The following is a 14,564-nucleotide window of genomic DNA, read 5'->3' on the forward strand; positions in this document are numbered from 1 at the left end:
AGACTCCCGACTTAGGACTTATTTTTCAAATCTTCAATCAATTTATCTACACTTGCTTCAGTCAGGTTTTCGTAGAAAGTATATTCCGGGCTAATTTGCAACACCGGACCGAAACCACAGGCAGCTAAGCATTCAACTCCTCTAAAGCTGAATAAACCATCGGCAGTAACTTCACCCTCTTTAATGCCCAACTTATTTTCCAGGTGGCTTAATATTTTTTCGGCACCAACCAGGCAACAAGGGCCAGTACGGCAAACCTCTAAGGCATACTTACCCTGTGGTTTTAAAAAGTACATCGTATAAAATGTTGCCACTTCATAAACTTCAATCGGCTGAATATTTAAATATTCGGCCACCTTATCCATTGCTGGTGTACTTACCCAAAGGTATTCGGCCTGTACCAAATGTAATAATGGTAGCAAAGCTGATTTGTGTTTGCCTTCAGGGTAACGGCTTTTTACTTCATCAAATTTGGCCAGCAATTCTGATGAAAACACTACAGGTGTTTGTTCTTCTACTTTAAGCATCTAATTCTCCTGCAATAATATTCATACTACTCATGTTGATAATGGCATCAGACAATAACATGCCCTCGCTCATTGGTGCAAACATCTGGTAGTTTATAAAACTTGGTCTGCGGAAGTGCAAACGGTACGGTGTACGGCCTCCATCATTGATCAGATAGAATCCTAATTCTCCATTTCCGCCTTCTACAGCGTGATAAACTTCTGCTTTTGGTGCATCAATCTCACCCATCACAATTTTGAAGTGATAGATTAATGCTTCCATATTGTTGTAAACTTCTTGTTTTGGAGGAAGGTAAAATTCAGGGACATCGGCATGGAAAATGCCTTTTGGCTCTGTTTTTAACTTCACAACTGCCTGTTCGATAATGCGGACACTTTGCCACATTTCTTCGTTACGCACTAAATACCTGTCGTAAATATCACCGCTAGTACCTACCGGAACTTCGAAATCGAAATCCTGATAAGAAGAATATGGGTCACTTATGCGAACATCGTAATCTACACCTGTGGCACGTAAAAGTGGGCCAGTCCAACTATATTCTAACGCTTTTTCCTGGGTAACCTCTGCAACACCTGCCGTTCTGTCAATAAAAATACGGTTACGTGTTAACAGATTTTCGAACTCTTTTAATGCTTTAGGGAACTCTTTTAAAAACTTATCGATTTTAGCAAAGGCGATATCATTGAAATCTCTTTCGAAACCACCAATACGTCCAATATTTGTAGTTAAACGCGCACCACATACTTCTTCAAAGATTTCGTAAATGTGTTCGCGAAACTGAAAAAGGTATAAGAAAGTGGTGGTAGCTCCGGTATCCTGACCAATAATCGTGTTGCAGATAATGTGATCGGCAATACGCGAAAGCTCCATAATGATTACCCGAAGATAATCTACACGTTTCGGCATTTGAATATTTAACAACTTCTCAACCGTCATGTGCCAGCCCATATTATTAATAGGAGAAGAGCAATAGTTTAAACGGTCGGTAAGTGGAGTAATCTGGTAAAAAGGGCGATGCTCGGCAATCTTTTCGAAAGCACGGTGGATGTACCCAATAGTAGAAACGCCGCTCACAATGCGTTCGCCATCTAATTGCAGAACGTTTTGAAAAACGCCGTGGGTTGCAGGGTGTGTTGGACCTAAGTTTAAGGTTACCAGCTCACTTTGCGGGTCGTTATCTGTAAATACCGGATGGTTATGATTCATATCCCCTAAATCCCCTGGAGGGGACTTCCTTTCAATGTTTATAATATTTAATTTTATCTTCTACCCAATTTCTCCTTTAGAGGACAAGTGGTTACCTTCCAAAAAATTCGTCTTTTTTATCCACTCTGTTCGGATCTTCCAATGGATATTGTTTCAGCATCGGATGAACACCCAAATCATCCATATTTAAAATACGGCGTAAATCAGGGTGACCTTCAAATTTAACTCCAAACAGATCATAAGTTTCACGCTCCATCCAGTTCGCACCTTTCCAAACCGTTGTTGCAGTTGGGATAGTTGGATTTTGCTCTGAAATGAAAACCTTAATCCTGATCCTAACTTTCTCTACCATGTTATGCAGATGATAAACAACAGCGATACCATGATCTTTACCAGGGTAATGAACTGCTGTAATATCCGTTAGAAAATTGAATTTTAATTCTTCTTTAAGATGTGAAAGCACATTTACAATAACATCTTTATAAGTTACAAAAGTTAATAACCCATAAGGTTCAGAAACAGCAGTAACTTTTTCGCCAAACTTTTCAGTCAGTTTAACGTTTATGTTGTTATTTAGCGTCGTTTCTTCCATTATTTAATGCCGTATTGACCTAAAAGTTCTTTGTAATAATCAGAATTTCTTCTTCTGCCTGATTCATTCTTCACTAAATCCTGGATACGTTGGAAACCATCTAAAATGGCTTCTGGCCTAGGCGGACATCCCGGAACGTAAACATCGACCGGAATTACTTCATCAATACCTTGCAGTACCGAATAGGTATCAAAAATACCACCACTACTTGCGCAGGCACCAACCGCCATTACCCAACGTGGCTCTGCCATTTGGATATAAACCTGTTTTAATACCGGGGCCATTTTTTTGCAATGGTACCCATAACCATTAAAACATCAGCCTGACGGGGAGAAAAGCTTAAGCGTTCAGCACCAAAACGACCTAAATCATAATGAGAACCCATGGTTGCCATAAACTCGATTCCACAACAAGAAGTTGCGAAAGGTAAAGGCCATAATGAATTTGAGCGGGCCAAACCAATCACTTTATCAATAGAAGTAGCAAAAAAGCCAGATCCTTCTATTCCTGGAGGCGCATCAACTATATTAATTTCACTCATGTTTATAAACAAAAAATGCTCATCCCTTTGCAGAATGAGCAACAAATTTACAATATTTTACAGGCAAACAAGCGAGCTTTACTCGATTTAGAACCTTTCTAAATAACTAAAACCCGATAGAGTTAGTGTAAGTGATACACATTCAGTTTTCAATTGGTATTTTTCGATTATCAGTTTATAAAACTAGTGGCATTAAAGCCAATTGTGAACTGTAAACTGAATTAGTTCCAGTCTAAAACTTTTTCTTGATTACGTAGATGAAACCCAGCAATAATGTGCCCATGAAAATGAACATTTCAATCATTCCATCCATACGTAATGCACGGAAATTAACTGCCCATGGATACATAAAGATAACCTCCACATCGAAAAGTACAAATAAGATGGCTACTACAAAATATTTGATAGAGAAAGGCTGGCGGGCATTACCTACTGATTTTATACCCGCTTCAAAAGTTTCTAACTTATCACTCGTTTTGCGTTTTGGACCTAAAAAGTGGGTAGCAACCAATGTAGTTACTACGAAACCTAAAGCAACAATTACTTGAAATATAATTGGTAAAAAATCTATAGCCGAACTTTGCGCTTGCATAATTATTATTTTGTGATTGCAAAAGTAAAAGAAAAAGGCAGAGTAACCAAACTCTGCCTTTTCTAAATTATTTAACTTTTTAATTATTTGCCTTTACCTTTTGGAGCTGGAGCAGCTAATTCTTTTAACTTAGCTGCTGCAAAAGTTCCAGTAGGATATACAGCTACACTTTTATTAAAATATTCTTTAGCTTTTTCCTTGTCTTTGTAGTAATAATAACCACCAATAGTATCATAAGCTTCAGAAAGTTTCTTAGCGTTTGCTGTAGCTAATTCAGGTTTTTCAGTTATCTTTTTGATATACTCCTCATAAAACGGAAGCATCAAACCCTTAGGCTCTTTCTCATCATCCAACAAACTGTTAATACGAGCTCTTGTTAAATATGCGTCGTAAGTTTCAGGAGCTAGTTGTGTCACTTTAGCAATTGACGAATCAGCCCTTACTAAGATATCTTTTGAAGGATTTTGTTTAGCTGTTAATTTTGCAGCATAATCAAAATAATTTGCCATTGCATTATAATAATAGTTATATAAAGCTCCTTTTCCGTTAGGATTAGCTTTTATAGCTTTCTCATAAATCTCAGATGATTTAGCATATTTTTTAGCATCGTAAAAACTTTTAGCAACTTCAGCCAATGCATCGGCATTTGTAGAATCTTTTTCTACAGCTTTAGTGATATTAATTAATGCTAAACTATCTTGACCAGCTTTTAACTGAGCTTTACCTAAATATAAATAATCGAAAGCAAGGATTTTGTTAGGGTCTTTCTCTTTAGCGAAGAAATCATTCATGCTGGTAAGTGCAGCAGGATAGTTTTTATTCTCATAAGCAGCCCAACCTTTCATCCTGGATACGATAGCACTCTTAGGATCGTTAGCTGGTGCTTGTATAGTTGATGCTACCTGCTCCAAAGTTGGAAAATCCTTTGCGTAAAATAAGAATTGAGCATAACGCAACTGAGACTCCAAAGATTTATCTGTTAAGTCCATGTACTTTTTGTAATTCTCAATGGCTTTTTTTGCTTTTTCTTTATCTGTACCAAAACTACTCCATTGTAAATATAACTCACCTAACTCGCGGTAAGCCGGACCGTAGTTTGCATCAGCAGCAATTACATCCTGTAATTCTTTCTCGCCTTCAGGAAAAGCCCTTGATTCTTTGTACATTTTACCAATCTGCGTTTTAGCTCTTCTGTTGTTAGGATCAACATCACCAACACGCATATATGGACCCAATGCTTCAGAGTTTTTTCTGCAAAGCATAAGCATCGCCTTGTGCTAAGAAAACTTCAGCATCCTTATCTTTAGAATCTAACTCATCTGCTTTGGTAATATTTGCTAAAGCATTGGTAAAATCCGGTTTTGATACATCATCACTCGGTTTATCCTGTGCTAAATAGGCTTTACCGATATACAAATAAGTTTTGTAGTCTTTAGGTGCCAAAGCTACTGCCTTGTCAAAATTAGTCTTAGCAGAACTTGGGTTATTAGATAACATATCTGCCTCACCTAAACCGATTAAGTTTAAGTTGTTTTTCGGATCAGCAGTAACACCCTTGGTAAATACGGCCCTGGCAGAGTCGATATAACCGGTTTTTAGGTAAACCAAACCAAGATTGTAATAATTATTACCATCTGAAGCTTTTGAACTCACCAATGATTTAAGCATTGATGATGCTTTTTGATACTGCTCCGCGTCGATGGCTTTTTTCGCGTCATTTAAATCTTGAGCAAAAACTGCAGAACCCATCAACACTAAACCTACATTTAAGGTTATTGCTTTCTTTAAAATTTTCATCGGATATCCTGTTTTTTATTTAATAAAAATGAAGTGTCTCTTTAGATTTACTTCGTGGTTCAATTTATAATTTTTAATTTAATTTCCTTTGGTCAGGTTAATTTGCCTTGGCATTAATTTATGTGGGCCAAGTCCAGATTTAAGTACAATCAATTGTCCCCTCTGACTTCTTAACCATGTTGCAAATCCTGTGCCTAAACCATCTCTTCCTTCGCAATCTATAATATTTATATTTCTTAAGAAAGGATAAACGCCATTGATTAAGTTATCCTGAGTTGGTTTATAGAACTGATCGTCTCCTACTTTCCCTTTTATATTCTTTACACCCAACACTTTTATCTTTGAAAGAGATTCACTCACCCCTGTATCTTTGCCCGTGATCCAATTCACGCCTAAAATACCAATAAAATTTTTATCTTCTGCAATAAGTTTAATTACTTCTTTGCTAGAATTTTTTGAGTAAACACCTGTAGCTGGAAACTGGCCAATATGGGCCAACTCTTTAAAATACTGAAAGGTACTAGAATAGGCGTTATCAAAGACCAGTTTTTTATCTGATTTCTTCCCCTGTAAGATATCAATCACCTCTTTAACGTTAATTGTACTATCGATATTGCTTTGATTTGTAATTAAAGCGATGCCATCAATAGCGAAACGTGAAGAGTTAATTTTAATATTACGCTGATTATAATACTTTTCTTCTGCCTTGGTTAATAATCTTGGTAAAATAATTACCCTTACGCTATCATTCAAGAAAGCAGGTAATAATTCTTCTTCAGGTTTAACTGTCGCCTCAAATTTTGCATCCGGGTAGTCTAAACCAAAAATATTGATCTGATCCTGAACAATCGGTCCAACACTTTCATCAACCAATATTTTTAAGGTACCGCTTGTTCTGGTTTCTTTAACTGCATCCGTCTTGTTTTTACGCTTGCAGGATACGATTAATGCCAGTACACAAAATATTAAAAGGAAATTTTTCATTTAATTGATTAATCGCGCCTACCCAGGCTTAAAAGTCTTACAAAAGCATAAATAATTAAGAAGATACCAATTGCAATGCGGCCCCACTGCGGGATAGTGCTTAAACGAAGTGCAATAGGCTCATAAAATATGAATGCGAAACCCAATACCACATAAAAAACAAACATGATAAGGCCTAAAATGAGCAAAAACCGCTGTTTAGGCGATTTTTGCTTAAAAATATCAAAATTTAACATCTACTATTAGTTCAATGTAAAGTTAACGTTGATGTTGTATTTTACCCTTACCGGCTTACCATTCTGGATACCTGGGTTCCAACGTGGGCTCGCTTTTAATACACGGATGGCTTCTTCATCAGTTCCGCTACCCAAACCACGGGTAACTGTGATATCTGTTAATTTACCATCTTTTTCCACAACGAAAGATAAAAACACTTTACCCTGAACGTTGTTCTCCTGTGCCATTGGCGGATATTTTATTGCCTTACCTAAGTAGCCATAAAATTTAGCAATACCTCCGGGGAATTCTGGTTGTTTCTCAATACTAACAAAGTCATAAACTTTATTATCATCAACTGCAACTGCAGCTTCTCTTTTTGGTCCTTCACCTACTGGTTCAGCGATAACAATATCAGCAGTTGGATCACCTTTGATATCTCTCTGACCTGGATCAGCTTCCTTCAATTTTTCAACTGTAGGTGGTTCATCACGAACCTCGATATCGGGTTTTACAATCGGAGGTGGCATTTTCACCTGATCTACCTTTGGTGGCGGTGGCTCTACCGGTGGCGGTGGAGGTGTTTCCGGATTTACCGGTGGTGGTGGAGCTAAAATTACTTCCTGTGCTTTTACCTGATCTTCCTGTTGATCCATTGAACCTTTAATAAGGCTGTAGATTTTTGGAGAGAAAAATAATACAAGGAAGATAATAGATCCAATAATTAAGGCTTTGGTGGTATTTGCACCATTACTTTTACGCAATTGGTACGCACCATAGTTTTTGTTTTTATCTGCAAAAACCACTTCAAGCCATTCTTTTCTGAATATATCTAACTTCGACATAAAATTGGTTTTACTGATTATAAAATTCCTTTTTCTTTCATGAACTGTTTCTCATTGTCAAGGATGTTATCATCGTCGATTTGACGAACCTTAACTTTAAGAATTTCCAACTCATCCATTATATCTACAAAGTTTTGGAATGTAGAACCTGATGTTGGTTTTACCAGTACAACAAAGTCTCCGGCAACGCCTGAGGCATCAGCTGCTTTTCTATTTTTAACAATAGCATCTTCGATTTGTGAACCAGATTCGATAGTTGGGGCGCTTTCGCCAGCTACTCCCATGTACCATGCTACTTTATTGCTTTTACCTAACAAAATAGTCATTGTTTTACTTGCCTTCAGTTCCAATCTGTTCTCTGGTAACTTTTCGTTTTTATCTGGCTTTGCAATATCCATCGCTTGTGGCGTAGAGATTACTGTTGTTAAGATAAAGAATGTTACCAAAAGAAACATTAGATCCACCATCGGAGTCATATCAACCCTTGGGGTGGCTTTCTTCCCGCCTGTGTTTAATTCTGCCATTTCTTATTTCTTTTTAGCTTCAGAGTTGGTAACCAATAAAAACTTGTTTACACTTTGTTTCTGAAGTACATCAATAATCTTTTTAACTACCGGATATTCTTCTTTGGCGTCGCCTTTAATACTGATACGCATATCCTGATTGTTGATCTCTTTTGTAGCTTTACGCGCATTTAAAACCCAGGAATTTAACTGATTGTCAGTCGAATCCGATGGAATACCCGGTTGAACCCCAGGCTTCATACGGTCGCCGCTATTCATGGCGATAAGCGACTTTAAGCTCTGGATTGGCACACCGAAACTTCCTATGTTCGAGAAACGTTGAACTTCGGCCGGACTGAACGATATTTTGTACTGTTCGCCCATTAGCTCCAATGTTTTCGCTCTTACTTTCGTACCTGCTACTTCAAAGAAAACTTTCCCCTGCCCAATGGTTAATATCGCATTGTTTTCTACGGGTACCTTAAACTCATACGTTGAGGAAGGTGTAGAAACGGCTAGTGGTTCTGGTTGCCTTGCTGTAGCAGTTAAGATGAAGAAAGTAAGTAACAATGATGCCACATCACACATGGCAGTCATATCTGTTACTGTACTTGTTCTTTTAACTTTAATTCTAGGCATAATATTTTTTACTAGTTTTTAATAATGATGATCTTTTTTCCGGTTTTCCATAAAGCCGGTAAAAATTTTTTCAAAATTCTTATTTATGCGAACTAGCGTATGTTTGAACGATGCTGAAACCAGCCTCATCGATTGCGTAAGTTAACTTGTCAATTTTAGAAGTTAATACGTTATACATGATAATTGCCACAGTAGAAACCAAGATACCTGTTGCAGTATTGATCAATGCCTCAGAGATACCTACCGCTAATGCCGACTGATCTGGTGCTCCAGAGTTTGCTAAACCGGCGAATGCACGGATCATACCTGTTACTGTACCCAATAAACCTACCAATGTACCGATTGATACCAAAGTTGCAATTACAGTTAAGTTTTGCTCTAACATTGGCATTTCTAAAGCTGTAGCTTCTTCTACTTCTTTTTGGATAGCAACAATTGATTGCTCAACATCCATATTAGTATCAGCTTCAACTTCACTGTATTTTTTCAAACCAGATTTAATTACGTTAGCAACTGAACCTTGTTGTTTATCACACTCAGCTTTTGCAGCTTCGATGTTACCTGCGCTTAATAAACCTTGTACTTTGCGAATGAAAGTATCTAAGCTAGATTTTCCACTTGCTTTACCAATAACGATGAAACGTTCGATAGAGAATACAATTACTACTAATAGTAATCCAACTAAGATCGCTACGATAGGACCTCCTTTGTAAGCTGTTCCAAGATAGTTACCAGGTAATGGTAATTTCTCTCTGTCACCATCGATAAAGTTACTTCCTTCTCCGAATACGAATCTCCAAACACAGAATCCAATGATAATACAAATTGGAATAACGAATGTTGCAAATACATTTGAAGCACTAGAAGAGCTCTCTTTTTTAACAGTTGTTGGTTTTGGTGCGTTTGCCATTTTTTTTGAAATTTTAGTTTTAGTTCTTGTTTTTAATTTTTAGCTGTTTTTTTCTTTTGTACAACACTCAACGTTTCATATCCGAAATTGTTGCGAAAAACAAATTTATAAATTGATTTTAAATTACAAATTAATAAATCAATAAGCAATTAAATCGTTACTTAGAATTTTGTTTCGGTAATTCACCATAGGTGTATAACAAAAAAATTGCCCCAGCCGAGGCAATTCTTTCACAATAAAAACTAAAAAAAAATCGATTTGCAAATTTTTCGTTCAAAAAATGCATTTTAAAGCACATTTAACATAATTTTAACGCTTCGTGTCTGCTTTTTGGTACTTTTGTCAGTTCAAACTGCTTAAAATTTTCTGAGAAGGCATCTGCCAGTTGATAAGCATTTAAAAAATATTCTTCCTGATTATCCCATGTTTTAGAAGGGTCTAAAATATCATAGGGCACACCCGGACAAATTAAGGGCATCATTAATTTAAACACATGATGTTTTTTATAATGGTGGTGATTTAAATCCCCGTTTAATGCTGCTTTGATCATTGCCCGTGTATAACTTAATTTCATCCTTTTACCAACACCATAAGCTCCCCCACTCCATCCTGTGTTTACCAGCCAAACTTGTACCTGGTGTTTTTTCATTTTCTCGCCGAGTAATGCGGCGTATTTTGAAGGATGCAATGGAAGAAAAGCTTTTCCAAAGCAAGCAGAAAATGTTAACTGGGGCTCAGTAACGCCAGCTTCTGTTCCGGCAACTTTAGCGGTATAACCACTCATAAAATGGAACATGGCCTGCTCTACGTTTAATTTGGATATTGGAGGCAATACGCCAAACGCATCAGCGGTAAGAAAAAAATATTTTTTGGTACCGCGGCAACAGAGGGCAGAATAGCATTATCAATATAATCTATGGGATAAGCTACACGCGTATTTTCTGTTTTATCAATATTGGAATAATCAACATCTTTTGTTCCCGGGAAGAAGTTGATGTTTTCTAATAATGAGCCAAATTTAATCGCTTTAAATATCTGAGGCTCTTTTTCTTCTGTTAAATCAACACATTTTGCATAACAGCCGCCCTCGAAGTTGAATACGGAATCGTTACCCCAGCCATGCTCATCATCTCCAATTAAACCGCGCTCAGGATCGGCTGACAAAGTAGTTTTGCCCGTTCCAGATAAGCCGAAGAAGATAGCGGTATCTCCATCTTTGCCAACATTAGCCGAACAGTGCATAGAAAGTGTATTCTTATATACCGGAAGAATGAAATTCAGTACAGAGAAAATTCCTTTTTGATTTCACCTGTATAACCGGTTCCCCCGATCAAAATCATTTTTTTAGTAAAATTGATGATGGAAAAATTTTCCTGACGGGTTCCATCAACAGCAGGATCTGCCTGAAATCCCGGAGCGGCAATAATGGTCCACTCCGGACTGCTTATTAAAGCATCTTCATCAGGACGGATAAATAAATTGTGAGCAAAAAGATTCTGATACGCTGTTTCAGTAATTACGCGGATGGATATTGCATAATCCGGATCAGCACATGCCGAAGCATCACGTACATAGATTTTCTTATCGCCAAGGTAATTGGTAAGCTTATTGAATAACTGGTCGAATTTCTCAGGACAGATTTTAATGTTTACATCACCCCACCAAACCTCTTCTTCTGTTATGTCGTCGCACACGATAAACCTGTCTTTAGGCGAACGTCCGGTAAATTTACCGGTATCAATGGCCAGTGCTCCCGATGCCGCCAGTATACCTTCTTTATTTAATAATGCATCATCAATTAACTCTTTTGGAGATAACTGGTAATTTACAGCAATGTTCCCGCCTAGATTTAAATAGCTTAAATCTGGCGCTTGCAGTTTCTTTTTGCTCATAACAATAAGTTAGTTAGTGGAGCAAAGGTAAAGACTTATATTGCACAAAAACGAGTTTTAAAACATAATTTTTTACATATTGTAGCAAATACACTATGATTTAAATATCTGATATTTAATTAATTAAATCATATTTTTAAATATAAAAAAATCAAAAATATACACTAAGTAAAATATGGTAAATGGTTTTAGTGTTTAAATCTTCTGAGTCCAGACTGACTTATATGGGATTGAGTATAAGTTATGCTTCTTAGATAAAAAACATCAATTTCACCCCGCCTTGGAAAAAGGAGGGGAATAATTAAACGCCGGAAAGGCAACGCACTTCAATAGTAGCACCAGCCCGCATTAAATAAACCTGATAAAAGCGGCAGCTCCCGATCTCACCCACAACAAAACAGCACCACCATCGGGACTATAGCGGTTAGCAGGGCTGCACTGCCCAAAAAGCTACTGCAGCATCTTTTCTAAAAAAATTATTGATCAACCACCCCGCCCTGCGGTCACCCCTCCAAAGAAGGGGAATAATATGGCTATTTCATTTACTTAAACGTTTTAATAGAAATTTCGAAATAAAATTGAAAAAACATTTGCATTTTAAGAAAATAATCTCCTACTTTACGGTGTACAAAGTACACGAAGACAAGATGAATTTTAACACTTCAATTATTACAACGATTATTATTACCACCGGTATAAACCAGCGGGGCTAATTTGTTGTAAATTGAAAAAACATAAAACACAGAGAGCGTCCCGATGAAAGTCGGGACGCTTTTTTTAAACCATGCTGAATGAAACCTGTACAGACGAGCATTTTAAAACACAGATCGGTGCGGCAACAAACAGTTAAACCCAATATAAACTAATGAAAGTACTCAAATTCGGCGGCACATCCGTAGGTTCGGCCGAGAACATTAAAACCCTCTTGCGCCTGGTTGGCGAAGAAAAACAGAAGAATAGCCTGGTAGTTGTATTATCGGCAATGAGTGGTGTAACCAATCTGCTTACCGATATGGCCGAAATGGCTGAGCGTGGTGAAGATTATGATGCCCATTTAAAAGAAATTGAGGCCAAACACTTTGCGGTAATCCGTTCGCTTTTACCTGCAGCAGCACAAAACCCTGTGTTTACGCGCTTAAAAATCTTTTTTAACGAACTGGAAGATCTGCTACAGGCAGTGACCAACCTGCGTGAGCTTAGCTTACAGACCAAGGATCAGATTTTAAGCTATGGCGAACGTTGTTCTACTTTTATGATCAGCCACATTGCTTCGCAAACTTTTGGAGGCGCGCTTTATGTAAACGGGTCGGAACTGATTAAAACCGATAGCAACTTCGGTCAGGCCAAAGTTGATACCGAGTTGACTGAAATGCTGATCAACAATTTTTACCAGGAAAATAAGGATAAGGTACTTTTTGTTACTGGTTTTATAGCGAGCAATGCAGCAGGAAGGGTAACGACTTTAGGCCGTGGTGGCTCTGATTATACTGCAGCGGTATGGGGTGCAGCCTTAAATGCAGCCGAAATAGAAATCTGGACGGATGTGAACGGTATGATGACCGCTGATCCGAGGATCGTTAAAAAGCTTTCTCTTTGCCAGAGCTGAGCTATACTGAAGCCATGGAACTGAGTTATTTTGGTGCAAAAGTGATTTATCCGCCAACGATGATCCCTGCTTTTATGAAGAAAATCCCCATTGTGATCAAAAATACTTTCGAACCGGATTTTGCAGGCACCTATATTAAAAGTGATGTAAAAGCATCTAATTTACCCATAAAAGGAATTTCTTCTATTGATCAGATCAGCATTATCAACCTAACCGGAAGTGGCATGGTGGGTAAGGCAGGCTTTAGCGGAAGATTATTCTCACTACTTTCGCGCGAACAGATCAATGTGGTATTGATTACACAATCTTCATCAGAGCATAGTATTACCTTCGCAGTTAAACCAACTGATGCTTCGCAGGCCATTTCATTAATCAAAAAAGAATTTGAGTTGGAACTGGATGCAAAAAAACTGGAACTACCAGAAGTTGAAAGTAACCTTTCAGTTTTGGCCATCGTGGGTGAAAACATGAAACGTACACCGGGTATGAGCGGACGTTTGTTCAATGCATTGGGCCGTAATGGTATCAATGTAAGAGCTATTGCACAGGGCTCATCTGAATATAATATCTCTGTGATCATCAGCAAAGATGATCTATCTAAAGCGGTTAATGCGGTACATGACGCCTTTTTTACCGACCTGAAAAGAACGCTTAACGTGTTCTGCCTCGGCACAGGGAACATTGGTAAAACCTTATTTAATCAACTGAAAGAGCAAATGCCTTTCCTGGCAGCTAATAATGATCTACAGGTTAAGGTTGCAGGCATTAGCAATACGCGACAAATGATCTTCAGCGCAGATGGTTTACCACTCGAAAATTGGGAAACCGAACTAGCTGCTAATGGTGAAAAAGCTGATTTAGCTGGTTTTGTAGCCAAAATGAAAGCTTTAAACTTACCCAACTGTGTTTTTGTGGATAATACGGCAGCGGAATCACCAATAGAATTTTATCAGGGTATATTCGAAAGCAGCATTTCAGTAGTAACCTGCAATAAAAAAGGAAACTCTGCTGGTTATGCGCAGTATAAATCATTCAAAGATACCGCCCGTAAATTTGGTGTTGATTTTTATTATGAAACCAATGTTGGTGCTGGTTTACCTATTATACGCACGCTGAAAGAATTAATGATGAGCGGCGATAAAGTTGCCAGGATTGAGGCTATTTTATCAGGAACCATTTCATACATCTTCAATAATTTTAAGGGTGAAGCCGGTTTTTACGAAACGGTAAAAGAAGCACAGGAACTGGGTTATACGGAACCAGATCCACGTGATGACCTGAACGGAAAAGATTTTATGCGTAAGATGTTGATCCTGGCACGCGATGCAGGTTATCCATTGGAAGCCAGCGATGTGAAAATCGATAATATTTTACCTGAGGCCTGTTTAAATGCAAGCTCTGTAGAGGATTTCTATTCAGAACTGCAAACGAACGCTGCTTATTTCGAAAATCTAAAGAATACTGCAGCAAATGAGGGAAAGGTTTTACGCTATATCGGTAAACTGGAAGATGGCAATGTAGAAATCAGCCTGCAGATGGTGGATGACACTCATCCTTTTTATATGCTATCGGGAAGTGATAATATTATCTCTTTCACTACAGACCGGTATAAAACCCGCCCGTTGGTGGTAAAAGGTCCTGGTGCTGGTGCTGAAGTTACTGCCGCCGGTGTTTTTGCCGATATCATTAACGTAGGTACTTTAAACAATTAAT

At 37.9% G+C, this 14,564-nt stretch carries 11 protein-coding genes and 4 pseudogenes; 1 reads left to right on the forward strand and 14 read right to left on the reverse strand.

Going from position 1 to position 14,564, the window contains the following annotated elements; translation table 11 throughout:
* Positions 1-11 precede the first annotated feature (11 nt).
* The 14 genes and pseudogenes from nuoE to pckA all read right to left on the reverse strand — a co-directional run bounded on the left by nuoE (position 12) and on the right by pckA (position 11,245).
* Positions 12-527 (reverse strand): NADH-quinone oxidoreductase subunit NuoE, encoded by a 516-nt coding sequence (gene nuoE, locus ACQ86H_RS26545; RefSeq protein ID WP_431293033.1) that lies wholly within the window; start codon positions 525-527, stop codon positions 12-14.
* Positions 520-1,734, reverse strand: coding sequence for an NADH-quinone oxidoreductase subunit D (locus ACQ86H_RS26550; protein ID WP_138819657.1), 1,215 nt, complete (start codon positions 1,732-1,734; stop codon positions 520-522). The genes nuoE and ACQ86H_RS26550 overlap by 8 nt, the downstream gene beginning before the upstream one ends.
* A 91-nt stretch (positions 1,735-1,825) precedes the next feature.
* On the reverse strand, positions 1,826-2,326 hold the full coding sequence (locus ACQ86H_RS26555; RefSeq protein WP_138819656.1) for an NADH-quinone oxidoreductase subunit C: 501 nt from the start codon (positions 2,324-2,326) through the stop codon (positions 1,826-1,828).
* Positions 2,326-2,867: pseudogene (locus tag ACQ86H_RS26560) on the reverse strand (NADH-quinone oxidoreductase subunit B). Before ACQ86H_RS26560 ends, ACQ86H_RS26555 begins: the two are co-directional and overlap by 1 nt.
* A 221-nt stretch (positions 2,868-3,088) precedes the next feature.
* Positions 3,089-3,459, reverse strand: a pseudogene (locus ACQ86H_RS26565) (NADH-quinone oxidoreductase subunit A).
* Positions 3,460-3,542: 83 nt separating this feature from the next.
* Positions 3,543-4,721: a hypothetical protein gene (locus tag ACQ86H_RS26570; RefSeq protein WP_431293034.1), complete on the reverse strand. Its 1,179-nt coding sequence runs from the start codon at positions 4,719-4,721 to the stop codon at positions 3,543-3,545.
* Positions 4,699-5,256, reverse strand: a complete 558-nt coding sequence (locus tag ACQ86H_RS26575) for a tetratricopeptide repeat protein (RefSeq protein ID WP_431293035.1) — start codon at positions 5,254-5,256, stop codon at positions 4,699-4,701. The genes ACQ86H_RS26570 and ACQ86H_RS26575 overlap by 23 nt, the downstream gene beginning before the upstream one ends.
* A 78-nt stretch (positions 5,257-5,334) precedes the next feature.
* Positions 5,335-6,240 (reverse strand): PstS family phosphate ABC transporter substrate-binding protein, encoded by a 906-nt coding sequence (locus tag ACQ86H_RS26580; RefSeq protein WP_138819653.1) that lies wholly within the window; start codon positions 6,238-6,240, stop codon positions 5,335-5,337.
* Positions 6,241-6,248: 8 nt separating this feature from the next.
* On the reverse strand, positions 6,249-6,476 hold the full coding sequence (locus ACQ86H_RS26585) for a hypothetical protein (protein ID WP_113949917.1): 228 nt from the start codon (positions 6,474-6,476) through the stop codon (positions 6,249-6,251).
* Positions 6,477-6,482: 6 nt separating this feature from the next.
* On the reverse strand, positions 6,483-7,301 hold the full coding sequence (locus ACQ86H_RS26590) for an energy transducer TonB (protein ID WP_138819652.1): 819 nt from the start codon (positions 7,299-7,301) through the stop codon (positions 6,483-6,485).
* A 17-nt stretch (positions 7,302-7,318) separates the two neighbouring features.
* Positions 7,319-7,825: an ExbD/TolR family protein gene (locus ACQ86H_RS26595; protein WP_138819651.1), complete on the reverse strand. Its 507-nt coding sequence runs from the start codon at positions 7,823-7,825 to the stop codon at positions 7,319-7,321.
* A gap of 3 nt (positions 7,826-7,828) precedes the next feature.
* Entirely contained in the window at positions 7,829-8,443 is a 615-nt protein-coding gene (locus ACQ86H_RS26600; RefSeq protein ID WP_138819650.1) for a biopolymer transporter ExbD, read from the reverse strand.
* A 79-nt stretch (positions 8,444-8,522) separates the two neighbouring features.
* Positions 8,523-9,353 carry a MotA/TolQ/ExbB proton channel family protein gene (locus ACQ86H_RS26605; RefSeq protein ID WP_086548865.1) on the reverse strand — a complete coding sequence of 277 codons (831 nt, stop codon included), beginning with the start codon at positions 9,351-9,353 and terminating at the stop codon, positions 8,523-8,525.
* Positions 9,354-9,651: 298 nt separating this feature from the next.
* Positions 9,652-11,245 (reverse strand): annotated as a pseudogene (gene pckA / locus ACQ86H_RS26610) (phosphoenolpyruvate carboxykinase (ATP)).
* A gap of 865 nt (positions 11,246-12,110) precedes the next feature.
* Here pckA and thrA point away from each other — a divergent pair.
* A pseudogene (thrA, locus tag ACQ86H_RS26615) lies at positions 12,111-14,563 on the forward strand (bifunctional aspartate kinase/homoserine dehydrogenase I).
* Position 14,564 lies beyond the last annotated feature (1 nt).

Source organism: Pedobacter sp. P26, assembly GCF_050632135.1.
Taxonomy (GTDB): domain Bacteria; phylum Bacteroidota; class Bacteroidia; order Sphingobacteriales; family Sphingobacteriaceae; genus Pedobacter.